This window comes from Micromonospora sonneratiae (assembly GCF_042679305.1).
GTDB lineage: Bacteria > Actinomycetota > Actinomycetes > Mycobacteriales > Micromonosporaceae > Micromonospora_H > Micromonospora_H sonneratiae.
Genome location: NZ_JBHTMP010000018.1, coordinates 1 through 26,134 on the forward strand (window position 1 = coordinate 1; position 26,134 = coordinate 26,134).

20 protein-coding genes and 2 pseudogenes are annotated in these 26,134 nt (G+C 69.0%); 11 read left to right on the forward strand and 11 right to left on the reverse strand.

Going from position 1 to position 26,134, the window contains the following annotated elements; genetic code table 11:
- The 4 genes and pseudogenes from ACFQ4H_RS13800 to ACFQ4H_RS13815 all read right to left on the reverse strand — a co-directional run.
- Window positions 1-228, reverse strand: a pseudogene (locus tag ACFQ4H_RS13800) (hypothetical protein); the annotation flags it as partial.
- A gap of 454 nt (window positions 229-682) precedes the next feature.
- The gene (locus tag ACFQ4H_RS13805; protein WP_377570775.1) at window positions 683-1,534 is read right to left on the reverse strand and encodes a hypothetical protein; all 852 of its coding nucleotides are present in this window, start codon (window positions 1,532-1,534) and stop codon (window positions 683-685) included.
- 159 nt (window positions 1,535-1,693) lie between these two features.
- Complete coding sequence (locus tag ACFQ4H_RS13810; RefSeq protein ID WP_377570778.1) at window positions 1,694-2,299, reverse strand: GNAT family N-acetyltransferase; 606 nt, start codon at window positions 2,297-2,299, stop codon at window positions 1,694-1,696.
- A 71-nt stretch (window positions 2,300-2,370) separates the two neighbouring features.
- Entirely contained in the window at window positions 2,371-3,873 is a 1,503-nt protein-coding gene (locus tag ACFQ4H_RS13815) for an APC family permease (protein WP_377570781.1), read from the reverse strand.
- A gap of 235 nt (window positions 3,874-4,108) precedes the next feature.
- Between ACFQ4H_RS13815 and ACFQ4H_RS13820 the strand changes: the two genes are divergently transcribed.
- On the forward strand, window positions 4,109-4,762 hold the full coding sequence (locus ACFQ4H_RS13820) for a GOLPH3/VPS74 family protein (protein ID WP_377570783.1): 654 nt from the start codon (window positions 4,109-4,111) through the stop codon (window positions 4,760-4,762).
- 352 nt (window positions 4,763-5,114) lie between these two features.
- On the opposite strand, the gene ACFQ4H_RS13825 is transcribed toward ACFQ4H_RS13820, so the two are convergent.
- Window positions 5,115-5,963 (reverse strand): GNAT family N-acetyltransferase, encoded by an 849-nt coding sequence (locus ACFQ4H_RS13825; protein ID WP_377570786.1) that lies wholly within the window; start codon window positions 5,961-5,963, stop codon window positions 5,115-5,117.
- Between the two features lie 144 nt (window positions 5,964-6,107).
- Between ACFQ4H_RS13825 and gltB the strand changes: the two genes are divergently transcribed.
- A complete protein-coding gene (gltB, locus tag ACFQ4H_RS13830) occupies window positions 6,108-10,835 on the forward strand; it encodes a glutamate synthase large subunit (protein ID WP_377570788.1) in 4,728 nt (1,575 codons plus the stop codon).
- Window positions 10,828-12,336: a glutamate synthase subunit beta gene (locus ACFQ4H_RS13835; protein ID WP_377570790.1), complete on the forward strand. Its 1,509-nt coding sequence runs from the start codon at window positions 10,828-10,830 to the stop codon at window positions 12,334-12,336. The genes gltB and ACFQ4H_RS13835 overlap by 8 nt, the downstream gene beginning before the upstream one ends.
- Before the next feature lie 176 nt (window positions 12,337-12,512).
- Here the strand turns inward: ACFQ4H_RS13835 and ACFQ4H_RS13840 are convergent, their stop codons facing one another.
- Window positions 12,513-13,409 (reverse strand): aminoglycoside phosphotransferase family protein, encoded by an 897-nt coding sequence (locus ACFQ4H_RS13840; protein ID WP_377570792.1) that lies wholly within the window; start codon window positions 13,407-13,409, stop codon window positions 12,513-12,515.
- A 2-nt stretch (window positions 13,410-13,411) separates the two neighbouring features.
- Window positions 13,412-13,981, reverse strand: coding sequence for a TetR/AcrR family transcriptional regulator (locus ACFQ4H_RS13845; protein ID WP_377570794.1), 570 nt, complete (start codon window positions 13,979-13,981; stop codon window positions 13,412-13,414).
- Between the two features lie 115 nt (window positions 13,982-14,096).
- On the opposite strand from ACFQ4H_RS13845, the gene ACFQ4H_RS13850 reads away from it, so the two are divergent.
- Entirely contained in the window at window positions 14,097-15,536 is a 1,440-nt protein-coding gene (locus ACFQ4H_RS13850) for an FAD-dependent monooxygenase (protein ID WP_377570797.1), read from the forward strand.
- Between the two features lie 69 nt (window positions 15,537-15,605).
- Here the strand turns inward: ACFQ4H_RS13850 and ACFQ4H_RS13855 are convergent, their stop codons facing one another.
- Window positions 15,606-17,123, reverse strand: a complete 1,518-nt coding sequence (locus tag ACFQ4H_RS13855) for a M1 family metallopeptidase (protein ID WP_377570798.1) — start codon at window positions 17,121-17,123, stop codon at window positions 15,606-15,608.
- An 88-nt stretch (window positions 17,124-17,211) separates the two neighbouring features.
- On the opposite strand from ACFQ4H_RS13855, the gene ACFQ4H_RS13860 reads away from it, so the two are divergent.
- From ACFQ4H_RS13860 to ACFQ4H_RS13875, 4 genes are all read left to right on the forward strand, one after another.
- Complete coding sequence (locus tag ACFQ4H_RS13860; RefSeq protein WP_377570800.1) at window positions 17,212-17,742, forward strand: GNAT family N-acetyltransferase; 531 nt, start codon at window positions 17,212-17,214, stop codon at window positions 17,740-17,742.
- 527 nt (window positions 17,743-18,269) lie between these two features.
- Window positions 18,270-18,812, forward strand: coding sequence for a polymorphic toxin-type HINT domain-containing protein (locus ACFQ4H_RS13865; RefSeq protein WP_377570801.1), 543 nt, complete (start codon window positions 18,270-18,272; stop codon window positions 18,810-18,812).
- Window positions 18,813-19,397: a hypothetical protein gene (locus ACFQ4H_RS13870; RefSeq protein ID WP_377570803.1), complete on the forward strand. Its 585-nt coding sequence runs from the start codon at window positions 18,813-18,815 to the stop codon at window positions 19,395-19,397.
- A 217-nt stretch (window positions 19,398-19,614) separates the two neighbouring features.
- Complete coding sequence (locus tag ACFQ4H_RS13875) at window positions 19,615-20,061, forward strand: Imm1 family immunity protein (RefSeq protein WP_377570997.1); 447 nt, start codon at window positions 19,615-19,617, stop codon at window positions 20,059-20,061.
- Window positions 20,062-20,365: 304 nt separating this feature from the next.
- On the opposite strand, the pseudogene ACFQ4H_RS13880 reads toward ACFQ4H_RS13875, so the two are convergent.
- Window positions 20,366-20,524 (reverse strand): annotated as a pseudogene (locus tag ACFQ4H_RS13880) (IS1380 family transposase); the annotation flags it as partial.
- A gap of 156 nt (window positions 20,525-20,680) precedes the next feature.
- Here ACFQ4H_RS13880 and ACFQ4H_RS13885 point away from each other — a divergent pair.
- The 3 genes from ACFQ4H_RS13885 to ACFQ4H_RS13895 all read left to right on the forward strand — a co-directional run bounded on the left by ACFQ4H_RS13885 (window position 20,681) and on the right by ACFQ4H_RS13895 (window position 24,743).
- Window positions 20,681-23,296 carry an FtsK/SpoIIIE domain-containing protein gene (locus ACFQ4H_RS13885; protein ID WP_377570805.1) on the forward strand — a complete coding sequence of 872 codons (2,616 nt, stop codon included), beginning with the start codon at window positions 20,681-20,683 and terminating at the stop codon, window positions 23,294-23,296.
- A gap of 1 nt (window position 23,297) precedes the next feature.
- Window positions 23,298-24,176: a hypothetical protein gene (locus ACFQ4H_RS13890; RefSeq protein WP_377570807.1), complete on the forward strand. Its 879-nt coding sequence runs from the start codon at window positions 23,298-23,300 to the stop codon at window positions 24,174-24,176.
- Between the two features lie 84 nt (window positions 24,177-24,260).
- Window positions 24,261-24,743, forward strand: coding sequence for a GNAT family N-acetyltransferase (locus tag ACFQ4H_RS13895; protein ID WP_377570810.1), 483 nt, complete (start codon window positions 24,261-24,263; stop codon window positions 24,741-24,743).
- Between the two features lie 41 nt (window positions 24,744-24,784).
- Here the strand turns inward: ACFQ4H_RS13895 and ACFQ4H_RS13900 are convergent, their stop codons facing one another.
- Both ACFQ4H_RS13900 and ACFQ4H_RS13905 read right to left on the reverse strand, forming a co-directional pair.
- On the reverse strand, window positions 24,785-25,549 hold the full coding sequence (locus tag ACFQ4H_RS13900; protein WP_377570812.1) for an NIPSNAP family protein: 765 nt from the start codon (window positions 25,547-25,549) through the stop codon (window positions 24,785-24,787).
- Entirely contained in the window at window positions 25,546-26,052 is a 507-nt protein-coding gene (locus ACFQ4H_RS13905) for a hypothetical protein (protein ID WP_377570814.1), read from the reverse strand. The genes ACFQ4H_RS13900 and ACFQ4H_RS13905 overlap by 4 nt, the downstream gene beginning before the upstream one ends.
- Window positions 26,053-26,134: the final 82 nt, after the last annotated feature.

The window sequence follows — 26,134 nt, forward strand, 5'->3', positions numbered from 1 at the left end:
GGCCCCGGCCCGGGGATCGTCACCCTGGGCCGGGTCCGAGCCCCGGCTGGCCAGCCAGATCGCCCCCGCGCCGAGCAGCAGAGTGTCCACCAGCGCCACCGGCACCAGCCGGCCTGTGGTCAGCCGCGAGGTGAGCGGCCCGGAGCCGTCGCCCGGCTTCTTCGGTGGTGCCGGTGCCGGTGCGGGCGCGGGTGCGGGTGTCGGCACCGGGTCCGGAGCCGGGGTCACCGCCGCTGGGGCTGGGGCTGGGGTATTGGCAGTGGACCGCACTGTCTTCCTGGTTGGCTCTGACGGAGGCGGGGGATCGTCCGGCGCCGGTGGGGTGACACTCTCGGTACCGGTCTGCGCACGGCGTCGGCCGCTGCTCTTCCTGCTGTGTTCCGCCCTGCCTGCGCTCCCGCTTGGGTTCCCGCTCGGGCTTGCGCTCCCACTCGGGTTCCCGCCTGCGCGCGTGTTCCCGCTCGCGGTCGCGGCTGGTGGGACCGCCAGCAGTGCCCCACAGAGCGGGTTCAGGCAATAGGCACCGCCGCCGTCATCCGGCTGGCCACACTCGACACACGTGACCGACATTCTGCTCTCCCCCGATAGCATTCCGGCTTTCGCCGCATTCTATTGCCGTACTTCGAGCATTGCCGATTCCGATCAACGCCGCACCTGACCGCCGTCCGGCGTACGGGTCGACTCAGCAGGGATTCGTGGCCGTGCCGGAGGCAGTCAGGGTCCGCCCGTCGGAGAGGGTCGCCCTAATGGACCAGGCAACCGACTCGCCGGAAAGTTCGTCCCGGTACGACGGTGGGATGATTCCGTCGATGGTGTTGCCGCTGACCGGGAGGCTGTATGAGGCGGGCCTGCTGCCGCCGTGCCACCCGGTCGCGCCCACGAGCGTGCCGTTGCTGACCTTTCCGTGCAGGTCCAGCACCCAGCTGCGATCGTCCGGCCAGACGCAGATGGCTATGGCTTCGGGGGACAGGCTGGCGGTTGCTGGTCGGCCGCCCGTCGTTGTCGGTGGCAGTCGGGTCGGAGACGGCGTCGCCGGTGTGCGGGGCGGGCTCGGGGTCGCTGACGGCGGAGTCGACCTGGTCGGCGAGGTGGGCGGGGCCCCGGTCGGGGTGACCACCTCGGTCGGGGGGACAGTGGGGGTGACGACGTCCGGACCGGGCAGGATGGAGACCGCAGCCTGTGGCGCGGCGTGATCCAGCCCCGGTGGCGGGACTGGATCACGCGTGATCAGCCAGACCGTGCCGGCGCCGAGCAGCAGGCCAGCCACGGTGGCTGCCGACACCAGTCGGATGGTGGCCCGCCGTGGCCTACCCGGTCCTGAAGCGCCGCCGGCGGCCTCCTGCCCGGTCGGGGCATCGCCTGCTCTTTCCGTACGGTGCCGACCACCCAGGGGGGCCGGATCCGGGTCGGCCAGGGTGGTCCGTGCTGGCGAACGCAGCAGCGCGCAGCAGAACGGGTTCATGCAATAGGCGCTTTCGGCCTTGTTCTGCTGTCCACACTCGTCACAGACGACCGACATACTGCCCACTTCCAACGGATCTCCGGCTCGGCTGCATCCTATTGGCGCGAACAGGTGTGTCGATACGGTGCGGATTCGCCTTTCGTCCTTCTCGGTACCTTGTGGACGACTATCGGGTAGGCGACGGGACCGAATCAGCCAGGGTCGCGCCGCATCAGCCGGGGTCGCGCCGCATCAGCTAGGGTCGCGCCACATCGGGTAGAGGCTGGGGCCGTCAGGTAGATCGAGGGTGAACGGCAGCCGGGAGAAGCCGAGGCGTTGGTAGAGTGCGGCGCTGCGCAGGCTGCTGGCCTCGAGATAGGCCGGAACGCCGGCCTCGTCGAGTCGTGCGAACCGGTGCCGCAGCAGCGCCGCGCCGATCCCGCCACCCTGCCGGTCCGGGTGTACCGCGATGAAGGGCAGATACTGGTGGTTGGCGTGGTGCGGGTGGTGCATCGTCATCAGCCCATCCAGGACCATGAACCGTTTGGTCGCCGCTCCGCCGATCAGGGTCTCGAGTCGTTGGGTGAGCTGGTCGTCCGGCTCCGTTGCCGCATCTGTCCGGACGTCGAGCCACAGCGCGACACCGGTGTGGTCGTCGGTGGTGTCGATCAGGCCGTCGGCCATCGCGAACTCGACGAACGGACGGAAGAAGGCCGGGTGCAGGCGGGCCCGCTCATCAGCCTCCGGAAAGATCCATTCGCTGACCGGGTCGGTCAGGAAGGCGGTGGCCAGTACGGCCGTCAGCTCGTCGAGGTCGGCTTCGGTGGCCTGGCGTACGGGAATCTGTTCGGTCGTCATCTGTTTCTCCAGTCATCGGGTCTGCGACGGTCGTTCCAGGGGCCGTCCGGACCCCTGGAACGACCGGTTCCTCAGTTGTGCCGGGCGCCGACGAGCTCGGATTCCGGCAGCAGCGTGGCCTGTGTCGCGTCGACCGTGGACCGGCCGATGGCGGCATAGACCTGCGGGCGGACCGCTTTGAGTACGACGCCCCAGACCAACCCGACGGCGGTGGCGAACCCGATCACGCTCGGCAGTAGCCAGGCCAGGTAGGCGGGATTGCTGGGAGCCAGTAGGGCATCGAAGTTGACGACCAGCACGACGAGGATGGACAGCAGCGCGGCCGTGGCGAGGGCGGGTGCGACGATCCGCTGCCAACTGCTCTCGCCCGTGTGCGGGTGGCGGTTGAAGTAGCCGACGACCGAGGCGGAGGTGAGGGTCATCAGCAGCACGACGCCCACGGCGGAGACGCCACTGAACCAGGTGAAGAGGTCGATGACCGGGTCGCGGCCGGTGCTGACGAAAGCGACGACGACGACCAGGGCCAGTACGGTCTGCATCAGTGAGCCGGCGACCGGTGCGCCGGTGCGTACGCCGACGCGACTGAGGAACTGGGGCAGCACGCGTTCCCGCCCGAGGGCGAACAGGTAACGGGCCACCCCGTTGTGGAAGGACAGCAACGCAGCGAGTACCGAGGTGATGAACAGGACGTTGGCGATGTCAGCGACCAACACCCCCGAGTATCGGGACAGGGTGTCGAAGATTGCGCCCGGTCCGGCCGCTGCCGAGGTGGCAGACACGTTCTCCGGGCCGGTGACGACGGTCAGCGCCCAGGCGGAGATGGCGTAGAACAGGCCGGTGAAGGCGACGGCGATGTAGGTGGCGCGGGCGACCGTACGTCGCGGGTCCCTGACCTCCTCGCTGTAGATGGCGCCGGACTCGAAGCCGGTGAAGGAGGCGATTCCCAGGGCCAGCACGGCACCGAGACCGGTGGTGAAGAGGTTGGCCGGATTGAGCCCGTCGAGGGTGATGGCACCACCGGCCGGATGTCCGAGGGCCGCGACGTCGAAGATGGCCACCGCCAGGCACTCGAGGATCAGCAGCACGGCCAGGACGGTGGCGTTGAGGTCCACCCGCAGCAGGCCGAGGAGTCCGACCGCCGCCCAGGCCAGCAGTGCCCAGAGCCACCAGTCGAGGCTGATGCCGAACTTGGCGGTCATGAAGTCCGCGACGATCGAGCCGTAGAGCCCGTACAGCCCGATCTGGATGGCGTTGTACGAGGCCAGGGCGATGAATGAGCCGACCACGCCGCCGCCTCGCCCGAGTCCGTTGGCGATGTACGAGTAGAAGGCACCCGCGTTGGACACGTGCCGGCTCATCGCCGCGTAGCCGACCGCGAAGATGCCGAGTACGGCCGCCAGGAGCAGGTAGGACACCGCGCCGCCGATGTTGCCACTGACCGCGTACATCGTGGTCACGCCGCCACCGAGAACGGTGAGCGGGGCCGATGCCGCGACGGTGAAGAAGACGAGATGGCCCGTTCCCAGTCGGCCTCTACGTAGACCGCCATCGAATGAGGAGAAGCCTGTAGACATAGAAGTTCCTCGGTTGTGGGGGGAGGTATACCGATCGAGGTGACTCGCACAGTAGGGCCGCGATGTTAATGCAGCAAATCCAAACTTATGGATGTCATCAGGGTGCGTTCGGATGTTGCTGATCTGAGATGTTGGTATCCCGTATTCGGGGTTGAATGTGTACTTGGTATCGCGTACGGTCCGGCTTCGATATGGCGGTTAATCAACGTGTCATGATGCCTCGTCGAGGATGGATATGGCTGACTACTCGCTCATTGGTGATCAACGGCTTGCTGATCAGCTCTTTCTCATCGCTCACGACAACCACACCGGTAAGCCGGTGGCTGGTCCGGACGCGCTCGACGCCGCGTTGGCCGGCGCGGTACTCGTCGAACTGACGCTCGATGGCCGCATCAGGTTCGTCGACGGAAAGGTCCAGGTGGCGGACCATCGACTGTGGCGGGAAGCGGTGACCGACGAGGTGCTGGGGGAGATCGTCCGTCGCGGCGACGGCCACCACCGGCAGGCCTGGCTGTCGCACCTCAAACCCTGGGTCCGGGAGCGGGTCGGGCGTCGCCTGGTGGACGCCGGCCTGGTCAGCCGACGGGAGACGCGGGGATTGAGCCTACGGGTGACCGTACGCTGGCCGGGCATGGACCCGGATGCCGTCGCCCGGCCGAGGGTACGGCTGGGTGCCGTATTGGCCCAGCACGACCGGCTCGACGTCAAGACCGCGGCGTTGGCGGCTCTGGTCCACGCCGGCGGAATGACCCGCGTGTTGAATCTCTTCGACCGCTCGGTGACGGATCGACTCGGGGTCGCCCAGCGGCTGCTTCCACCGGTCCTGGGTGACCTCGTCAAGGCGGTCGAGGAGGTGGTGGCAGCGGCGGCGTTAACAATTCGGCGGTGATTGTTACGACGCTGTCGTTGGTCGGCCCGTTGGGTACGGCCCCGGCATTCGTGACGGATGCGTCGGTTGCTGAATTGCCTTTATAAAATACATTGTCGAACGTCACCCGGCCGTCCACAGTCGTCCACAGTCGACACGAGCGATACCGTCCGAGGAGTACGTCGGCCGCTGGGTACATCGGCCGTCGCCTACATCGGCCGTGGCGTACGTCGGCCGCCGAAACCCGCCCGTCCATCCAGTGTGTAGGGACGCCCGGGCGGTCCACGTCGGAGAACCCCCGATACCGGCCGGGCGGTCCGGGCCACGGAAGTGGTCGACCGTGCCCCGGCCGGCAGGGAAGGGAACGGGCGACTCAGGGAGCCGGAACGGCGGCTGGCTCGGCGATGCAGGCGGTACCCACCCGGCGGAAGCCGGCCCGTAGATAGACCCGCGCGATGTCCTCGCTGCCGGCGGAGAGGAACACCAGGCTGACCCCGTCGGCCAGCAGCCGACGGGCGAGTGCGCAGGTGACCGCCGCACCGAGCCCCCGCCGACGGGCGGCCGGCAGGGTGGCCACTCCGGCGATCTCGGCGACGTCGTCCACCCGCATCGCTATACCGCCGGCCACCGCGCCGTGTGGTGCCAGCTCGGCCAGTGCGGTCAGCCGCTGACCCGCCTCCGCGCGGGACCGCTCCTCGGCGAGTGACTCCGGTGGCAGTTCGGCCAGCATCGTGTCCCGCTCGGCCGAGCCGACGTCGCCCCTGGCCGTACCCGGCATGCTGAAGCCGACCGACGCGACCGCCCGCTGGGTCGCGATGTCCATGGCGAAGCTCTCGGCGGCGGGGTCCGCAATCCGTACCGACACGCCGGGCAGGGCGGTGGCTGGTGGCAGCGCCTCGCGGTCCAGCACCATCAGCGGTGCCTCGAGTACCGACAGACCGGCCGACCGGGCGATCGCCAACAGGTCCCGGCTGTACTCGTGTACCCACTCGAAGGCCTCCGGCACACCGAGGTCACGCTGCCGCTGCCGTACGGCGAGGATGTCGGCGGCTGACGGTGGGCTGGACGCGTCGAGGCGGGGGCGAGCGTAGAACGGCCAACCATCACCGTTGCGGACGAAAAGGGTCAGCCCGCCGAACTCCTCTGATCGCGCCGCATCGCGCGGCACGGCGTCGTAAAAGTGCTCCAACCGAGTAAACAGCTCATCGTTTATGGTGGTCACCGCGCGAGATTACCGTTCCCAGATGGTGGACGTGTGATCAATCCGTACTGGTGGAACCCGGTGTTCCCTAACGTAGACTCAGTAAACGCGCAGGGCCGACGTCGTCCCGACCATGATCGAAATCTCGTGACGACAGGAGGCCCGGTGGCCCTTCCGTACCCTCAGGGACCGCACCTCTTCCCGCACCGTGACCGCCCGGACACGCAGGCCGCAGGCCTGTACGACCCGGCCCAGGAGCGTGATGCCTGCGGTGTGGCGTTCGTGGCGGATCTGCACGGCCGCCGGTCCCACGACGTTGTTGCCAAGGGGCTGTCCGCGTTGCGTCGGCTCGACCATCGGGGCGCCCGGGGTGCCGAGGAGAACACCGGCGATGGTGCCGGAATCATGATCCAGGTGCCGGACGGCTTCCTGCGGGAGGTCGTCGACTTTCCGCTGCCGCCGGTCGGGCAGTACGTCACCGGTCTGGTCTTCCTCCCCGCCGACCCGACCGATCAGACCCGCGCCCGGACCGTGCTGGAGAAGTACGCCCTGGTGGAGGGGGTGGAGATCCTCGGCTGGCGGGAGGTGCCGGTGGAGCCCGGGGACCTCGGGGCCACCGCACTGGCCGCCCGGCCCGCCATCCGGCAGATCTTCCTCGCCGCGCGTCGGCTCACCGACGGTCCGACGGGTCGGGCCGGCGAGGCGCTGACCGGCCTCGACCTTGACCGGGTCGCCTTCGCCGTACGGAAGCAGACCGAGCGGGAGACCGCCGAGCGGGGGATCGCCACGTACTTCCCGTCGCTGTCCTCCCGGACGATGGTCTACAAGGGAATGCTGACGCCCGACCAGCTGCCGGTGTTCTTCCCGGACCTGGCCGACGAGCGGATCAGCAGCGCGATCGCGCTGGTGCACTCCCGGTTCTCCACCAACACGTTCCCGTCCTGGCCGCTGGCGCACCCGTACCGGTTCATCGCGCACAACGGCGAGATCAACACCATCCGGGGCAACAAGAACTGGATGAACGCCCGGGAGGCGTTGCTGGCCAGCCCCGAAATCCCCGGGAACCTTCGCCGGCTCTTCCCGATCTGTACCCCGGACGCCTCCGACTCGGCCAACTTCGACGAGGTCCTGGAGCTGCTGCACCTGGCCGGCCGGAGCCTGCCGCACGCCGTACTGATGATGATCCCGGAGGCCTGGGAGAACGACCCGGACATGGATCCGGCCGAGCGGTCGTTCTACCGCTTCCACGCCAGCCTGATGGAACCGTGGGACGGTCCGGCCTCGGTCGCCTTCACCGACGGGTCGGTGGTCGGTGCGGTGCTGGACCGCAACGGACTGCGTCCCGGCCGCTGGTGGCAGACCTCGGACGGGCTGGTCGTGCTGGGCAGCGAGGCCGGTGTGCTCGACCTCGATCCGGCGACGGTGGTGGCCAAGGGGCGGTTGCAGCCGGGCCGGATGTTCCTGGTCGACACGGTGGCCGGTCGGATCGTGCACGACGACGAGATCAAGGCGGAACTGGCCGCCGCCGCGCCGTACGCCGACTGGCTGCACGCCGGACTGATCGAGCTGGGCGACCTGCCGCCCCGCGAGCACATCGTCTACACCCACGACTCGGTACGCCGCCGCCAGCAGACCTTCGGTTACACCGAGGAGGAGCTGAAGATCCTGCTCGGTCCGATGGCGCGTACCGGGGCGGAGCCGTTGGGTTCGATGGGCACGGACACCCCGATCGCACCGCTGTCCACCCGCCCCCGGCTGCTCTACGACTACTTCCACCAGCTCTTCGCCCAGGTGACGAACCCGCCGTTGGACGCGATCCGGGAGGAACTGGTCACCAGCCTCCAGTCCACCATCGGCCCCGAGGGCAACCTGCTCGACCCCGGTCCGGCGAGCTGTCGGCAGATCGTGCTGCCGTACCCAGTGATCGACAACGACGAGCTGGCCAAGATCCTCTCCATCGACGAGGACGGCGACCTGCCCGGCTTCAAGGCGGTACGGGTCTCCGGGCTGTACCGCATCCGGGACGGCGCGGCCGGCATCAAGGGACGGCTGACCGAGATCTGCCGGCACGTCTCCGAGGCGATCGAGGACGGGGTACGCATCCTGGTCCTCTCCGACCGGGACTCCAACGCCGACCTGGCCCCCATCCCCTCGCTGCTGCTCACCGCCGCCGTACACCAGCACCTGATCCGCGAGCAGACCCGGACCCGGGTGGCGCTGGTCGTCGAGTCCGGCGACTGTCGGGAGGTGCACCACGCCGCGGTCCTGATCGGCTACGGCGCGGCGGCGGTCAACCCGTACCTGGCCTTCGAGTCGGTCGAGGACCTCATCGCCACCGGGGCACTCGTCGGCGTCGAGCCCGCCGCAGCGATCCGTAACTACGTCAAGGCGCTTGGCAAGGGCGTCCTGAAGATCATGTCGAAGATGGGCATCTCGACGGTGTCGTCGTACTGCGGTGCCCAGGTCTTCGAGGCGGTCGGACTGGACAACCGGCTGGTGCAGCGGTACTTCGCCGGCACCCCGGGGCGGATCGGCGGGATCGGCCTGGCCGAGATCCACGCCGAGGTCGCCGCCCGGCACACGCTGGCCTGGCCGGCCGGAGCCACCGACCGCAGCACCTCGGGAGAGGCCGACGGCCGGGAGCCACGCCGCCGACTGTCGCCCGGTGGCGAATACCAGTGGCGGCGGGACGGCGAACTGCACCTGTTCAACCCGGAAACGGTCTTCCTGCTGCAACACGCCACCCGCAGCCGCCAGTACGAGGTCTTCCAGCAGTACACCGCGAAGGTCGACGAACTGGCCGCCCGAGCCGGCTCGCTGCGGGGACTCTTCACCCTGCGCACCGGGGTACGCCCACCCGTACCACTGGCCGAGGTCGAGCCGGCCAGCGAGATCGTCAAACGGTTCGCCACCGGCGCCATGTCGTACGGCTCGATCTCGGCCGAGGCGCACGAGACCCTGGCCGTGGCGATGAACCGCCTCGGCGGCAAGTCCAACACCGGCGAGGGTGGCGAGGACGTCGAGCGGCTGTACGACCCGCAACGGCGCTCGGCGGTCAAGCAGATCGCCAGCGGCCGGTTCGGGGTGACCAGCGAATACCTGGTCAACGCCGACGACCTCCAGATCAAGATGGCGCAGGGCGCGAAGCCGGGCGAGGGCGGTCAGCTGCCCGGCAACAAGGTGTGGCCGTGGATCGCCCGTACCCGGCACGCGACGCCGGGCGTCGGACTGATCTCCCCGCCGCCGCACCACGACATCTACTCGATCGAGGACCTGGCCCAGCTCGTCCACGACCTCAAGTGCGTCAACCCGGCGGCCCGGGTGCACGTCAAACTGGTCAGCGAGATCGGTGTCGGCACCGTCGCCGCCGGGGTGGCCAAGCTCAAGGCGGACGTCATCCTGATCTCCGGTCACGACGGTGGCACCGGGGCGTCCCCGCTCAACTCGCTCAAGCACGCCGGTACGCCATGGGAGCTGGGGCTGGCCGAGGCGCAGCAGACCCTGCTGCTCAACCGGCTGCGCGACCGGGTCACCGTGCAGGTCGACGGCCAGCTCAAGACCGGCCGGGACGTGGTGGTCGCGGCGCTGCTCGGGGCCGAGGAGTACGGCTTTGCCACCGCCCCGCTGATCGTCGAGGGCTGCGTGATGATGCGGGTCTGCCACCTGGACACCTGCCCGGTCGGCATCGCCACCCAGAACCCGGTGCTACGTGAGCGGTTCACCGGCAAGCCCGAGTTCGTGGAGAACTTCTTCCTCTTCCTCGCCGAGGAGGTTCGTGGCTACCTGGCCGAACTGGGCTTCCGCACCATCGAGGAGGCGATCGGCCAGAGCGAGCTGCTGGACTTCGCCCCGGCGGTGGCGCACTGGAAGGCCAGCGGGCTGGACCTGCGGCCCGTACTCCAACTGCCGGAGCTGCCGGAGGGCGCGGCGCGGCGGGGCATCCGGGCCCAGGACCACGGCCTGGCCCAGGCCCTGGACAACGAGCTGCTGGCGCTGGCCGAGCCGGCGCTGCGCGACGGCACGCCGGTCCGGGCCGACGTTTCGGTACGCAACGAGCACCGCAGCGTCGGCGCGATGCTCGGCGGCGAGGTGACCCGCCGCTACGGCGGGACCGGTCTGCCGGCGGACACCATCGAGTTCGCCCTGCACGGCACCGCCGGGCAGTCGCTGGGCGCGTTCCTGCCGAGCGGGGTGACCCTGCGGTTGTACGGCGACGCCAACGACTACGTCGGCAAGGGACTCTCCGGCGGTCGGATCGTGGTACGCCCCGATCCGGCGGCCCCGTTCGCCGGCGGTGACGCCGCTGCGGGGGCCCGGGCCGAGGACCAGATCATCGCCGGTAACACCATTTTGTACGGCGCGACCAGCGGCGAGGTGTTCCTGCGCGGCCGGGTCGGGGAGCGGTTCGCCGTACGCAACTCCGGCGCGGTGACCGTGGTCGAGGGCGTCGGTGACCACGGCTGCGAGTACATGACCGGTGGCACGGTGGTGGTGCTCGGGCCGACCGGGCGTAACTTCGCCGCCGGCATGTCCGGTGGTACGGCGTTCGTGTGGCGGCTGGACCGGCGTCGGGTCAACACCGAACTGGTCGACCTCGCGCCGTTGACCGACGACGAGCGGGTGGCCCTGCACAACCTGGTGCAGCGGCACTTCGCCGAGACCGACTCCGCACTGGCCGAGCAGTTGCTCAAGCGCTGGCCGGAGGCGGTCGAGGAGTTCACCGCAGTGGTCCCCCGGGACTACAAGCGGGTGAAGGAGATCATGCGGGCCGCCGAAGCCGCCGGCCACGACGTCGATGACGCGGTGATGACCGCGCTGGCCGCCCCAGCGGCCGGTGGTCCCGCGCCGGTCGCCCCCGTGCAGCGGGCGTCCCAGGAGGTGGCTCGTGCCTGACCCGAACGGTTTCCTGCGCTACCCACGGCAGTTGCCGGCCCGCCGGCCGGTGCCGGTACGCATCTCGGACTGGCGGGAGGTCTATCCGCCGGCCGACGAGCAGCTGATCCGGCAACAGGCGACCCGGTGCATGGACTGTGGCATCCCGTTCTGCCACGACGGTTGTCCGCTCGGCAACCGCATCCCGGACTGGAACGACCTGGTCCGTACCGGTGGCTGGGCGGCGGCGATCGAGGCGTTGCACGCCACCAACAACTTCCCGGAGTTCACCGGGCGGCTCTGCCCGGCGCCCTGTGAGGCGGCCTGCGTCCTGGGCCTCGGGGCGGATCCGGTGGCCATCAAGCAGGTCGAGGTCGAGATCGTCAACCGTGCCTTCGACCTGGACCTGGTCACCCCGGAGGCGGTGCCGGCCCCGACCGGCAAGCGGGTCGCGGTGGTCGGCTCCGGACCGGCCGGCCTGGCCGCCGCCCAGCAGCTCGCCCGGGCCGGACACGCGGTGACCGTGTACGAGCGGGACGACGCGATCGGTGGTCTGCTGCGCTACGGCATCCCCGACTTCAAGCTGGAGAAGCAGCACATCGACCGGCGGCTGGAACAGCTCACCGCCGAGGGGGTGCACTTCGAGACCGGGGTCGACGTCGGCGTGGACGTCACCGCCGAGCAGTTGCGGGCTGAGTACGACGCGGTGCTGCTGGCCTGCGGGGCGTTGGCCGGCCGGGACACCCCGGAGACGCCGGGACGCGCCCTGCGCGGAATCCACCAGGCGATGGAGCATCTGGTCGCGGCCAACCGGGTGGTGAGCGGGCGGGCTGAGCCGGCCGATTCCTCGCGCTCGGGCGAGGAGTCGACTCCGATCGACGCCGCCGGCAGGCACGTGGTGATCATCGGCGGTGGCGACACCGGGGCGGACTGCCTGGGCGTGGCCCACCGGCAGGGCGCGGCCGGCGTACACCAGCTCGACCAGTACCCGCAGCCGCCGCATACCCGGGACGGCGACCGCGACCCGTGGCCGACCTGGCCGTGGATCCTGCGGGACTACCCGGCCCATGAGGAGGGCGGCGAACGGGTGTTCGCGGTGGCGGTGCAGGAGTTCGTCGACGACGGCACCGGTGCGGTACGGGCGGTCCGGATCGCCGAGGTGACCGTGGAGAAGCGTGACGGTCGGCGGATCGTCACCGCGGTGCCCGGTACGGAACGGGAACTGCCGGCCGACCTGGTGCTGCTGGCGATCGGCTTCGAGGGGACCGAGGAGCAGCCGCTGCTCGACCAGTTCGGGCTGGCCCGCAACGGACGCGGTGCCATCGACGCCCGGCCGGACTGGCAGACCTCGACCGACGGGGTGTTCGTCGCCGGGGACATGCACCGGGGCGCATCGTTGATCGTCTGGGCGATCGCCGAGGGACGGGCCGCCGCCGCCGCGATCCACGCCTATCTGGGCGGGGTAGGGGACCTGCCGGCCCCGGTCAGCCCGTCGGCGCAGCCGCTCGCGGTCCGTCGGTAACCAGTTGCCGTAGCCCTCTGCTCTGCTGCCCCGGAGGCAGCAGCCGATCGTCCGACCACCGGACGACAGGCATTGCCGGACCGGTATCGTCCGACAGACGTTGTCCGACCGGTATCGTCCGACAGACGTTGCCCGAGGGGCAAGCAGAGCAGAGGGCCGCCCGGGGCAGGTGCCGGTCAGGAGGGCCGGAGCTGCGCCGCCACCGCGCCGAGCCAGGGGCTGTCTAGGGACTCCTGGACGCTCCGGGCGAACAGCCAAAGCTGGAGACGACCGGGGTCGAGGTCGAGCAGTTGGGCCATCCGTCGGGCGAACGTGACCGGGTCGCGCTCCAACCGGGGTCGGTTGTTCAACATGTGCTGAAGTACGTCGTAGGTCGGGTCCCCGACGTACGGCTTGGGGTCGATGACCAGCCACGGCTGGCGTCGGGCGGCCAGTATGTTGCCCGCATGCAGATCGGTGCAGAGCAGCACGTGGCGCTCGGCGGTGGTGGGTAACTCCCGGAACAGCTGAATTCCCGCTCGGATGAGCCCGGGATCGAGACCGGAATCGAGCACGGGTGGTCCGGTAGCGGCAGTTCTTTCGTCGAACTCGTCAGCCCAGTCGTCGCACATCTGCTTCAACGGACGAAACGGTCCACCGGCCGGTGCCTGCCACAGCCGGGGCAGCAGGTCGGCGACCACGAGATCCCGCGCCGAGTCGTCGAGCACGTTGCCCAACGTCGTACCGGGCCGGCACGGCTCCAACAGCAGGGCGCTGGTGTCGACGAAGGCGTACGCGTCGTGCAGCAGCACCGCGCCGTCGCCGTTCCACAGCCGTAACGCGTCGACCTCGTGGGTGGATTCCTCGTGCGCCCAACCGACCTTGAGCACCAGTTCACGTCCGGCGCTGTCCCGGGCCGGGGCGACCCAGGAACACTGTCCACCCGGCTGGAAGGGAGCCCCGAGCCGTAACTCCCACCGGTCGACCAGCATCCGTACGGTGTTCGGCAGGTCGGCGATCCAGGCGCGGCGCTGCGGGAAGAGATCCTGCTCGGCGGCGCCGGCCAGGTTCTCCGGCAGGGGCAACTGCTGCATGGTCAGGATGATGCCGCATCCGAGGTCAGGTATCGCTGGATCGTCGGGGCCAGCCAGGCGATCACCTCGTCGTGGGTGAGGGAGACGACGGGTGGCAGGCGGAGCACGTAGCGGCAGAGGGCGAACCCCAGCATCTGGGTCGCCATGATGCCGGCCCGTTTGGTCGCTTCCTGCGGATCGGGCACGATCGCGGCCACCATCGGGCCGAGTTGTCTACCGAAGATCTCCCGCATCCGCTCGGCGGCGCTGTCGTTGGTGGCCCCGGCCCGGATCAGTGCCTGGAAGGTCCCGTTCCCCTCCCACACCTTCAGGAAGTGTGTGACGACCGTGCCGCCGATCTGGTCGGGTGGCAGTTTGCCGAGGTCGGGCAGGCGCAGGTCGAAGTCGGCGGCGGCAGCGAAGAGCTGGTCCTTGCTGCCGTAGTAGCGCATCACCATCGACGGGTCGATGCCCGCGTCGGCGGCGATGGCGCGGATGGTGGCCCGCTCGAAGCCGTCCGCGGCGAACCGCTCGCGGGCCGCGGCGAGGATCGTCGCCCGGGTGCCGTCCGATCGGCGGGGTGTCGAAGACATGCCCCGACTCTAGATCAACACTTGTTTGCCTACAAGCGTTTGCCAACAAGCGTTGACGGCTAATTCCAGTGAGGCCTATCGTTGTCAACAGGTGTTGGCGAACAGGCGTTCCCCAATGGAGGTCGACATGGCTGCCATCCCCACCCGCACCACCGTCGCGATCGTCGGAGCCGGCCCGACCGGGCTGCTGCTGGCCGGTGACCTGGCCGCCGCCGGAATGGACGTCACCGTCCTCGAACGACGGAGCCACGAGTCGAACCTGACCAGGGCGTTCGTCGTACACGCCCGGACCCTGGAACTGCTCGACGCCCGGGGCCTCGCCGACGAACTCGTCGCCACGGGCACGGCGCTCCACAGGTTCCGGCTCTTCGGCGGGATCCGGTTGGACATGTCCCGGCTGCCGAGCCGATTCCCGTTCGTACTGGTCACCCCGCAGTACAACGTGGAGCGGGTCCTGGAGACCCGGGCGGTCAAGGCCGGCGCCCGGATCGTCAGGGGGGCCGAACTGGTCACCCTCCGGCAGGACGCCGACCAGGTCGAACTCGACGTGGGCAGCGGCGACGGGACCAGCACCCTCCGGGCGGACCATGTCGTCGGCGCCGACGGCGTACACAGCACGGTCCGCGACGCGGTCGGCCTGCCGTTCCCCGGAAGGTCGGTGATTCGCTCGATCATGCTGGCCGACGTACGGCTGACCGATGCCCCACCCGACGTACTGACGGCCAACGGCGTCGGCGACCATTTCGCGTTCATCGCCCCCTTCGGCGATGGCTGGCACCGGATCTTCGCCTGGAACCGGCACCGCCAACTGCCCGACAGCGCCCCGGTCGACCTCGAAGAGGTCCGCGAGGTTGTCCAGCACGTGTTCGGCACCGACTTCGGCCTCCAGGAGGCCCGTTGGCTGTCCCGCTTCCACAGCGACGAGCGCCAGGCCCCGCACTACCGGGTCGGTCGGGTCTTCCTGGCCGGTGACGCCGCGCACGTACACACCCCGGCCGGCGGTCAGGGCATGAACACCGGTCTCCAGGATGCCGCCAACCTGAGCTGGAAGCTGGCGGCGTCGATCCGGGGCTGGGCGCCGGCCGGACTGCTCGACAGCTACCAGGCAGAACGGCACCCGGTCGGCAAACTCGTGCTACGCAGCAGCGGGGCCATCATCCGGGCCGCACTGGTCGGACCACGGGTCGGTCGGATGGCCCGCAACGTGCTCGGCGCGCTGCTCCTCCGCGTGCCGCCGGTCGTCCGGGCCCTGGCCGGCACCGTCTCCGGCATCGGCATCGACTATCCGGACGCACCCCGGGCCCGTGACGTTGCGCTGCGCGACGGGCAACGGCTCTATCCGGCGCTCGGGGAGGGGAAGTTCGTCCTGCTGGCCCCTGCTTCGCTGGCCGCTTCGGTTCGCGGCTGGGCCGACCGGCTCCGGCTGGTCACGGCCGTCGACCAGGGGCCGACCCCCACCCTGGTACGCCCCGACGGCTACGTCGCCTGGTCCGGCACCGGGGCCGACCTGCCCACCGCCCTTACCCGGCATCTCGGTACGCCGGTACCGGTGTGAACGAACCCCGGTGTGGGCGTCCTGCCCGATCCGGCTCCGATCGGACAGGACGCCATGGCACCGAACGGGTCAGCGGGCCAGGAACTGCTGCGACTCCCGCAGCTTCGTCCACGACTTCGGTTGCGTCGCGGCGGCGATCCGGGCCTGCGCGTCCGCCCCGCCGGTCAGGTCCGGCCGACCCGCCGTGAACAGCCAGGTCGTGAGCACCGCCGAGAGGTCCTGACCGGAGATCTGCTCGGCCAGCGCCTGGAACTGCTCGATCGTGCCGTTGCCGTACTGCCGGCTCGACGTCCAGGCCTTCAGGATCTGGAAGAACGCGTCGTCACCGACGGCCAGGCGCAACTGGTGTACGGCCATCGCGCCCCGGTCGTAGACCGCGCCGTGGAAGATCAGGTCCGGTCCGGGTGCACCGGGCAGCACCTGCCAGAACGACGACGACTCCGGATAGGACGCGTAGGTGAAGTCGAACACCTCCTGCGCGGTGCCCTCGCCCTGCGCCTCCGACCACAGCCACTCCGCGTACGAGGCGAACCCCTCGTTAAGCCAGATGTTGCGCCACTCGGCGACCGAGACCGAGTCACCGAACCACTGGTGGGCAATCTCGTGCACGATCACGTACGGGTTCGACCCGCGCCGCCAGAAGCCCGGCCCGTACACCGGGCGGGTCTGTGTCTCCAGGGCGAAGCCGATCCCGTCCAGCGGCCCGGCCACCCCACCCTGTGCCTCGAACGGCCACGGCCCGAACAGGCCGCTGGACCACTCGACCACCTCGGCGGTCCGCTCGATGCTGGCCCGTGCCGCATTGCCCAGCTCACCCAGACCGACGTGGTACGCGTTGATCACCTGCTGCCCGTTGGGTGCGGTGTCGGTGACGATGTCGTACTGCCCGATCGTCAGGAAGGTCAGGTAGGTGGCGGTCGGCTTGGTGGTCCGCCAGATCCAGCGCGTCCAGCCGAGCAGCTCGCCGATCGGCGGTCGGGGCTGCACACCGTTGCTGATCACCTCGACGCCGTCCGGCACCGACACCGAGACGTCGAAGGTCGCCTTGTCGAGCGGGTGGTCGTTGCTGGGGTACCACCACCAGGCCGACTCCGGCTCGTTGACGGCCATCGCGCCGTCGGCCGTGCGTCGCCAGGCGGTGTACCCGTCGTACAGCACCTGTGACGGAACGCCGGAGTACTGCACGACCACCGTCAACGACTGGCCGGCACGGATCGTCCGGGCCGGCGTGACGACCAGTTCGTGGGCACCGGCGCGGGCATGGGTGGCGCTCCAGCCGTTCACCCGTACGGACGACACGTTGAGCAGGAAGTCCAGGTTGAACCGGGAGAGGTCCTGGGTGGCCCGCGCCAGGATCGTAGTGGTGCCGGTGAGTTGGTCGTTCGCCGGGTTGTAGCGCAGGCGGATGTCGTAGTGGTCGACGTCGTAGCCACCGTTGCCGTATTCGGGGTAGTAGCTGTCACCGATGCCGGGGCTGCCCGGTTGGGCGGTGACCCGGGGCTTGGCCTGGGCGGGTGTGCCGGCCAGGGTGGTGCCGGTGATGGTCATGGACACGGCGGCGAGGACCGCCACGAACGTTCGTCGCACGGGGGACTCCCTCCATCGGGTACGCGCAACCTGGCCAACCTAATCGACGATTGTGAACATTTGAATGGTGGGTTGTAATGTGGCGATCATGAATGTCGAGGTGTCGCTGCGCCCGGCCCGGGAAGAAGACCTGACGTTTCTGAACAGCCTTTCCAACGACCCCGCCGCAAGCGGTGAACATCAGTGGTACGGCTGGCACAGCCCACACACGTACCGCCAGCGCTGGGCCGAGAACGGCCTGCTGAGCGACGACGGGGGCCTGCTGATCGTAGATGCCGGTACGGCCAGGTCCGGCCTGGTCTCCTGGCGCCGGATCCAGGCCACCCGGTCCAGTCACTACTGGAACATCGGCGCACTCCTCGCGCCCGAGGCAAGGGGCAAGGGCTACGGGAGCAGGGCGCAACGGCTGCTGGCCGAGTACCTGTTCGCACACACGACGGTGAACCGCGTCGAGGCCGGTACGGAGATCGGCAACGTGGCCGAACAGCGTGCACTGGAGAAGGCCGGATTCACCCGGGAGGGCGTGGTGCGTGGCGCCGGTTTCCGCGACGGTCGGTGGCACGACGGGGTGCTGTACAGCCTGGTGCGGTCGGATCTGGTATCGACCACGTCGCCATGAGCCGTTCCCTGGCGTGGGTGCACTCAGTGGCTACGGAGGCCATCGGTCGACGAGTGTCTCCTGGCAGGGGGTCGGGGCGTTGTGTGCGACTGGCGTGGGTTGTTTCATCGTCGCCGGGGCGGTCGCTGGGGCGATGTCGGCCGGAGTCGGATACATGGTCGACGTTTCCCGTGTGACGAGAAATTCTCGTGGAGTGGCCTGGTCGGCACCGATGATCGAGGGCGGCCTCCCGATGGTGCCCTGTCCGCTGGTCTCAGCCGGGTTACCGGCGGCCTTGGTGGCAAGGTTCTTGGCGGGGCGGCCAAGCTCGGAGGGGCAGCCGCGAAGCGGATTCCGGGTGCGACGAACCGACCGTCCGGCGGTGGCAGTTCGGCGTCTGGGGCTGGTTCAGGGGCTGGGTCCAGTGCGGCGGCCAAGGGGGTCAGCAGCGGGGGGCGCGGTTCCTCATCAACGCCGGCACGTCCACGTACGGATGATGGGTCGGGCCCGACGGGTTGCCATAGTTTCGATCCGGCAACCCGGGTTTGATGGCGGACGGATCCACCAAGCCCATCGAGGATGTCGAGTTGGGTGACGAGGTCACCGCTACCGACCCCGCTACTGGGCAGACGAAGCGAGAGAAGATTACTCGTCTGCATCTCAACCAGGACAAGGACCTCGCTGTTGTCACCGTCCGGGATAGCAAGACCGGCAAGACAACGGTTCTGAAGACAACCCTGAACCACCCGTTCTGGGATTCCACGGATCAGCAGTGGGTTGACGCTGCGCAGCTGAAGGCGGGCCAATGTCCCCTCGTCCACGACGAGAAGCGCCTGGAAGGCGACAGCACCGGTGCTGGCATGGGGGGCGGCGGTCCTGGACGCGAGGTCACCGTCGTCAAGGTCCACAACTTCGACGGCAACAAGAACATGCGCGACCTCACCGTCGCCAATACCCACACGTACTATGTGATCGCCGGTGACACGCCGGTCCTTGTACACAACTGCAATGGACCAATTGCACCTGCGGTCCGTCGGCCACCGAGCTGCGGAACTCGCCTGGCGTCGCAGCCGGCAATGGTAGGGCTGTGAATGGCAGCAACTGGATCCGCGGATCGGAGGGAATGCCGGGGTGTTCCCGAGCCAAGTCGCCGATCGAATGCGCGGTCGCACGTTCGACTCGTTAAGGACTTCCGTGAGGTGTTCTGGAAGGAGGTGGCGAACGGCTCCGACCTTACGGCGGGCTTCAGTCCGCAGAGCATCGGCCGCATGCGGAGCGGCGACTCGCTATTCGTGGTAAAGGAGCAACGGCACGGCGGTGGCAAGAACCTGGTGTTGCATCATGTCCAGCCAATTCAGCACGGCGGCGGTGTGTACGATATGGACAATCTGTTGTTGTCACACCCCTCTATCACTCCCAGATCCTCGATTCGGGCTATCATTACGGGAATGGCTAAAAGATACCTGGACGAGGCCGGACGCGAGCGAGCGCTTCAGCTCATTCGCCAGTTGCGTGATCCACGGCTTCCGGACGAGGCGTCCGGTCCGCTGTTTGATGAACTGGAAAGGTTGCTCGTCCACCCGCGAGTTGTCAATCTGATCTTCTTCGAAGACCCTGAACTCTCCGATGAAGAAGTGGTCGAGAGAGCGCTTGAGTACAAGCCGTTTGAGCTCTAGCGCTTGCTGGTGGCGGCCGGTTAACCGGCCGCCACCAACAAGGCCCCGGCAAAGTTGTGGGACCGGCATCAAGCGCGGGGCGCGCGATTCTTCCTCTTGATTCTGTAATGAGGGTGTGGGAAATGGGAGCTAGTGAGCCAAGCTCACTTTGGAGGGCGGCTTGATCCTTAACCTCCGTATCGGTGCGACGTATCATTATGCTGAGACGTGGCCGGAAATGATCAAGCTTATTGAAGGGGTTGTTCGAGGGCAGGGATTGTCGATCCCAGGGGTTGGCGTCGGTGATCCTGTGTCGTTCAGCTTTGCTGACCGGCGTCACACCCCGGAGACCCGGGGTTGGTGGCCGGACAACTATCTTCGAGTTGGTGTCAACTCGTCGACTGGCTACGGTGGGCTCGTTTGGTACGTAAGCCCCGGGCGCGCTGCGACGGATGGAGATGAGAAGTCTCAATGGTGCTGGGTTTCCGACAATCCGGTCCCGCCCGACTTTGATCCCAAGGTTTTATCTGATCCAGGCTGCCCGCTGTGTTATGACTCGCGCAGTACCCTTCCTGTGATTCGAGTCCGCGCGGCCCTTGAAGAGTTCTGTCGCACGGGTACCGGGGAACGGCCGGAATGCATCCAATGGGTTCGCGGCGAGATTAACGGGGAGCGCCTAGAGTGAAAGGGTAAGTTGATGGCTGCTGCTGAGGGCTAAAGCGTGTGGGTGGCTTTAGATGTGGCCATCCCTGCCAAGGGTATTTCAACGCGACGATGCGTGTCAGCTTGAAATGCCGGCTGGGCATGTGCCGCGGGCCTGGTTGGTGCTGTTGGCGGCTGAGGGCTGCCCAATACGGAGGTCGCTCGCCGGGTGGCGGGCCCTGTCAGACGTGATTGCGTGGCGGGCCCGTTGCACCGCTGGGGGTGAGGCCTGGCACCACATTGACCCACGGCACCACGCTGTCGTGGACCTCGGCGCGCTGAGCCTAGGCGATTTCACGGCCCTGCGCCCGCATGCTGCGCAGGGCTGCCACCAGCGGCTCGTCCAACTGTGATCACAGACGCCACGCGGTCGGATTGGAGGTTACCGACCCGAACAGCGCCGGCTGGTTTCGCAGCACAGTCAGGTGAGAGATGGCCGCACCTCCGCCAACGCGACGCTGAACGCACTGCGCGGTGCTTGTCCACCTGTCCAGTGGACGCACGGTGAGGATTGTGCCGCGCCCACCTGGGACTGTCGTGCCGATCTGTGCTTCGGATAGTGTTCCCCTGACTACACAGGACGCCGACACGGTGGGGGTGCGGTGGGCAGGCTGACAGCCACCTTCAATCGTGCGGTCACGGCCCATCGGGATGCCCAGACGCATCTGGCCGCCGCCCGCGCCGCCCTGACCGACACCACCGAGCAGGCAGCCGCCGGGCACGCCGCCGGTCGGGTGACCGCTGATACCGTGCACCGTCTCCGGGCCATCGGCGAGGTGCTGGCCACCGGCTGGCTTGGCGGCGACGGCAGGTCCAACAACGACCCGACGGCAGAACCCCCGTTCGGTACGGAGAACCTGCGTGGCCGGATCGCCGTACGTCTCGGCACGGCCACGACCGCGTACGGGTCGTTTCCGGCCCTGGTGCCGTTGGCCGGCGGCGCGCATCTGGCGATCGACGCCGACGCCCGGGATCCGCAGGTCGCGGCGCTGCTGCGGCGGCTGGTCGTACGGCTGCTGGCCGCCGCCCAGCCCGGCCGGTTACGGGTGCTCACCGCTGACACCGCCGCCCTGGGCGGGACCTTCGTGCCACTTCGGCCACTGATTGAGGCGGGCCTGTTGGCCGAGCCGGTCACCTCCGAACAGGACGTCGCCGACCTGCTGGACATCGTGGAGGAGCACGCCCGGGTCGAACAGCATGATGCCCGTGACGTCGACGAACTGCTCCTGCTGGTGCTGACCTCGGCACCCGAGGGGCGGGACCTGACCCGGCTGGCCGCGCTCACCCACGCGGGTGCCCCGGCCGGCGTGTGTGTGATCGTCGCCGGCTACCCGCCACCATCCTCCGGCGGGATCGCACCGCCGCAGTTGGGCAGCACCACGCGGGTCCGGATGTCCGGGAAGTACGCGCAGGTCGGTGACCCGGCCGGGGAGACGTACAGCGACGACGGGAGCGGACTGGCCGCCCCGGTACGCCTCGACGGCGACCCGCCGGCCGCCCTGGTGGACCGGTTGGCCGCCGAGTTGGGGGACACCGTACGGCGGGCCACCGCCCTGAGCTTCGCCGATCTGCTGCCCGAGCAGCGCTGGACCGGCTCCTCGGCCGACGGCGTCCGTACGATGATCGGCCGCGACGGCCGTACGTCGATCGAGCTGGCCTTCGACGACGTGACCCCGCACTGGCTGGTGGGTGGACGGACCGGTGCCGGCAAGACAGTCTTCCTGCTGGACGTCCTCTATGGCCTGGCGGCCCGCTACTCGCCGGACGAGTTGGCCCTCTACCTGCTCGACTTCAAGGAGGGCGTCAGCTTCGCCGAGTTCGTGCCGACCGGGCGCGACCCGTCGTGGATCCCGCACGCCCGCTCGGTCGGTATCGAGTCCGACCGGGAGTACGGCGTGGCGGTGCTGCGCGAGCTGCGTCGGGAGATGAACCGGCGGGCCGCCGCGCTCAAGCGGCACGGCGTGACCAAACTGGCCGACCTGCGCCGCGACACCGACACTCCCACCCCCCGGATCGTCGCCGTCATCGACGAGTTCCACGTTCTGCTGGCCGGTAACGACGCGGTCGCCCGGGAGGCGGTGACCCTGCTGGAGGAACTGGCTCGCAAGGGCCGGTCGTACGGCATCCACCTGGTGCTGGCCAGTCAGAGCATGTCCGGCATCGAGGCGCTCTACGGCAAGACGGATTCGATCTTCGGACAGTTCCCGCTGCGGGTGGCGCTGCCCGGCGGTTCCGGGGTGCTCGATCCGCTCAACGACGCCGCAGGAAGTTTGCCAATCGGGTCGGCGGTCATCAACCCGTCGGCCGGTCAGCCGCGCGCCAACACCGTCGTCCGGTTCCCCAACGCGCACGCCGACGCCGCACAGGTCGCCGCGCTGCGGCACGAGCTGTGGCAGCGGCGGGAAGCCGCCGCCCGACCCCCGGCGATCTTCAAGGGGTACGAGTCGACGCACGTCGAGGACGATCCCACGTACCGTGGTTTGCTGCCCGGCGGTCGGCGGCCATTGTCGCTGGTTGGCCGGGTGGTCGACGTAGACCTTTCCAGCGCCTACTTCCCGCTCGACGCGACCCCGGGCCGGCACCTGGCGGTCGTCGGCACCGCACCGACCGGTGCCGACGTGCTGCACGCCGCCACCCTCAGCGTGGCCCGGCAGCATGAGCCGGGTAGCGCCCGGTTCCTGCTGGCTCCGCTGGTCGCCACCGCCGACGCGGTGGCCGACGAGACCGCATCGGCCCTGTCGGCAGCCGGTCACGAGGTGACCCAGCTCGACGCGGCGGCACTGCGGGAACGGGTGGGGGAGTACGCCGCACCCCCGGCCGGTCCGTCAGCCGGCGGCCGGACGTACCTGGTGGTCTTCGGGATGGATGCCGCCGGTGCGGCCCTCGGGCTCAGCGATCCGGTCACGTTCAGGTCCGGACTGGACGACCTGCGGGCCATGCTGCGTCAGGGGCCGGGCTACGGCGTGCACCTGTTGGGTTGGTGGCGTGGCCTGCGTCGGCTGTCCGACGACATCGGCGGCGCGCACAACCGGGACGACATCGCCTGCCTGGTGGCGCTCAACGTGCCCGGCTCCGAGCTGGGGATGTACCTGGGCGTGCACGATCTGGCCTACACACCCCGCGCCAACCGGGCGCTGCTGGTCGACCGGCACGACCAACGTACCCGGCTGATCGTGCCGTACGTCCGCCCCGGGCGAGAGCTGGATGAGGTGTTCTGACGTGGCGAGCTTCGACGAGTACGCGGCGCTGGCCCGCCAGTTGCACGAACTGCAACGCTCCGAGGAACGTACGGCGGCGCTGGCCGCCCAGCAGCGCGACGCGGTGGTGACGGGAGCCGACCGGCTCGGCCAGCGGTTGGTGCTGCAACGGCAGCGTCTGGAACAGATCGCCCAGGCGATCGGGGAGCAGCTCTCCCCACCACCGGACACCGGTCCGCAGGCAGCCGGGCCGGGATATCCGGTGATGCCGGGTCAGCCAGCCCTGCCGGTGCCCGGCCCGCCCGGCCAGCTCGTCCCCGGCCAGCCCGCTCTGCCCGTCGCGGGGCAGCATCCGGTACTGCCCGCCGGCCCGACCCGGTTGGCGCTGTCCGCCGACCCGGCCCGGCCACCCCATTCACAACAACCAGCCGCCGCCGGTCCGGTACCCGCGCCGCGACCCGCTCCGGTCGATCCGGTACGGGCCCTCGACCTGGCCCGGCAGGCGGCGGACACCGCCGACGCGGTCGCCTCACGGGTCGAGACGTTGGCCCAACGGCCACCCCTGTTGCCGGGCTGGTCACCGGTCGCCCGTGCGATCACCGTCTACGGCGGCTTCGCGTTGATTGCCGTGATCATGGGTGTGATCCTGTTCCAGCAGATCGACAAGCGGGACCTGGGCAGCTGGTTCACGGCGATCGCCTGGTCCGGTGCCGGGCTCCCGGCCGTGGCGTTCTTCAGCGGTTATCTGGTGCTCAACGCCTGGGGCAAGCCTCGCATCGTGGTCGGCCAGCAGCCGTCCGGCTACCTGCGGCTCGGTTTCCTGATCTGCTTTCTCGTCGTACCCGCCGCTGCCTGCGTCTTCGGTGCGTTCCCGGTGCTCGCCGAGGGCCCCGGCGGCTGACCCGTCGGTCCGCCACCGGGCGACCTCCCGGCCGAGAAGGCAAAATCACTGGTCGCGACCTCGGCGTTTGACCAGGATGGCCGGGTGCCTGACAACTCTGCTGCCATCCAGCTCGTCCCCGTGACCGCCGACAACTGGCGGCAGTGCGCCGCTCTCCGCGTACGACCGGACCAGTCCGACTTCGTGATGCCGGTGACCTACTACCTGTGCCTGTGTGCGTACGGGACGACCTGGCAACCGCTGGCGATCACCAGGAACGGCGTGGTGGTCGGGTTCGTCATGTGGGGTGTCGACGACGACGGGAGTCGCTGGATCGGCGGCCTCGTCGTCGACGTCGACGCGCAGCGTGCCGGGGTGGCCCGTGCCGCCCTACGGCAACTCGTCGACCGGTTCGCCGCCGATCCGGACTGCCCGAACGTGGCGCTCAGTTACCCGGCGGAGAACACCGCTGCCCGCGCCCTCTATGCCTCACTGGGCTTCGAGGAGACCGGCGAGACCGAGGACGACGGTGCCGAACTGGTGGCCCGCTGGACCCGACCGGGTGTCGGCGAACCCCTTGCGCCCTGACCGTCGGCCTGCGCCCCCGGGGCCGGCTGGTCGCCAGCGGATCAGCGGATCAGCGAACGGCCGGTGGGCCGCAACCGGATGCTCTGTGGCGCCCTCGACTGGATCCGGGTGAGCTTCGGTAGGAGATCGTGACGCGCGGTCGGGTGCGCGTGTACCTCGGCGGCGTGGTGGCGGTGGGCGTTCGCGTCAGGGTAGGAGGTGACGACCACCGCGACGTTCTCACCGGTGCGGACCGGTAGTCGGGGGAACGTGTTCGTGGCGGTCTCGGTGACGAGCATGGCCAGTGGCGCCGGCCCGGTCTCTCCCATGACGGTGACCAACCCGTCCCGAATCAGGTCGATGCCTTCCTGCGGAGCGGACGGAAGGAACCACATGGTCACGACGACCAGCCGATCCGGGTCGGGGGAATCGACCGGTGGCCGGGCCGCCGAAGGCACCGGGAAACCCTCGTCGGCCGGATACGGCCGGAGCAGCCGTACGTCCGAGGAGTCGACCATGGTGGAGTTGGCCTGTTCCCGGTTCGCTGCCCAGACGGGCCCGTCGTAGAAGGCGGTGAGCGCCCGCTGGCGTACGGCCATGTCCGGGAAGCCGCGCAACCAGACGAAACGATCCGGATCGTCGTGGTCCCGGAACTGTCCGAGTACGGCCATGCCGACCTCCTCCTGCGTCTCCACGAACGCCCGGTCGAACAGTTCGAGGAGTTCGTCCCGTCGACCCGCACGCAACGTGTACTGCCGGAGTTCGACCACGTTCAGCCGCTCGGCGGTACCTCGACCGGCTCCGGTGACCTGTGCTGATGTGGTCATGCCGCTGCACCCGCCCGGTCCGACCGGGTCATGGTCATTACCCAGTTGGTCTCCCAGCTCTGCTCACCGTCGGTCGAGAATGCCTGTTCCCAGCGAGCTGAGGTCGAGGTGATCCGCGACCAGACGAAGCGGCAGCGGATCGGTGTGCCGTCGTAGGTGTCGTCACCGTGGAACCTTCCGGTTCCGTCGTCACCGAACCTGCCGACCACCGGTGGCTCCAGTCGACCCGTACGACTGTTTGCCCAGTTCAGAGACCATTCCTGCCGCTGCGGATCGAACAGTCGCAGGGTCAGCCCACGGAACCCCTTGGTGGGGAAGATGATCTCGTCGAGGTTGGCCGCCCCGTCGAACAGGGGAGCGTGGCACACCGCGGTGCCCGGGAACTCGTCCCACTCTGTGCTCCCGGTCAGGGGCCGCAGCAGCCGACGGTTGGCCACCTCCCAGGTCCCGACCAGGAAGTCGAAGTCGCCAACACCGGGCCGACGGGTGGACAGGATGGTCATGTACCGGTCCTTTGCCATGAGTCGTCTGGCCTGCTCGGACGAGCGACCAGACCGGCAGGTTATTCCGGGTCCCCTGACAACC

Bases quoted from the DNA above. Each gene is read 5' to 3' on its own strand.
- ACFQ4H_RS13810 (WP_377570778.1), bottom strand. From the start codon at position 2,299: ATGACGACCGAACAGATTCCCGTACGCCAGGCCACCGAAGCCGACCTC.
- ACFQ4H_RS13815 (WP_377570781.1), bottom strand. From the start codon at position 3,873: ATGTCTACAGGCTTCTCCTCATTCGATGGCGGTCTACGTAGAGGCCGA.
- ACFQ4H_RS13820 (WP_377570783.1), top strand. From the start codon at position 4,109: ATGGCTGACTACTCGCTCATTGGTGATCAACGGCTTGCTGATCAGCTC.
- ACFQ4H_RS13840 (WP_377570792.1), bottom strand. From the start codon at position 13,409: ATGCAGCAGTTGCCCCTGCCGGAGAACCTGGCCGGCGCCGCCGAGCAG.
- ACFQ4H_RS13845 (WP_377570794.1), bottom strand. From the start codon at position 13,981: ATGTCTTCGACACCCCGCCGATCGGACGGCACCCGGGCGACGATCCTC.
- ACFQ4H_RS13850 (WP_377570797.1), top strand. From the start codon at position 14,097: ATGGAGGTCGACATGGCTGCCATCCCCACCCGCACCACCGTCGCGATC.
- ACFQ4H_RS13860 (WP_377570800.1), top strand. From the start codon at position 17,212: ATGAATGTCGAGGTGTCGCTGCGCCCGGCCCGGGAAGAAGACCTGACG.
- ACFQ4H_RS13865 (WP_377570801.1), top strand. From the start codon at position 18,270: ATGGCGGACGGATCCACCAAGCCCATCGAGGATGTCGAGTTGGGTGAC.
- ACFQ4H_RS13870 (WP_377570803.1), top strand. From the start codon at position 18,813: ATGGCAGCAACTGGATCCGCGGATCGGAGGGAATGCCGGGGTGTTCCC.
- ACFQ4H_RS13875 (WP_377570997.1), top strand. From the start codon at position 19,615: ATGATCAAGCTTATTGAAGGGGTTGTTCGAGGGCAGGGATTGTCGATC.
- ACFQ4H_RS13900 (WP_377570812.1), bottom strand. From the start codon at position 25,549: ATGACCACATCAGCACAGGTCACCGGAGCCGGTCGAGGTACCGCCGAG.
- ACFQ4H_RS13905 (WP_377570814.1), bottom strand. From the start codon at position 26,052: ATGACCATCCTGTCCACCCGTCGGCCCGGTGTTGGCGACTTCGACTTC.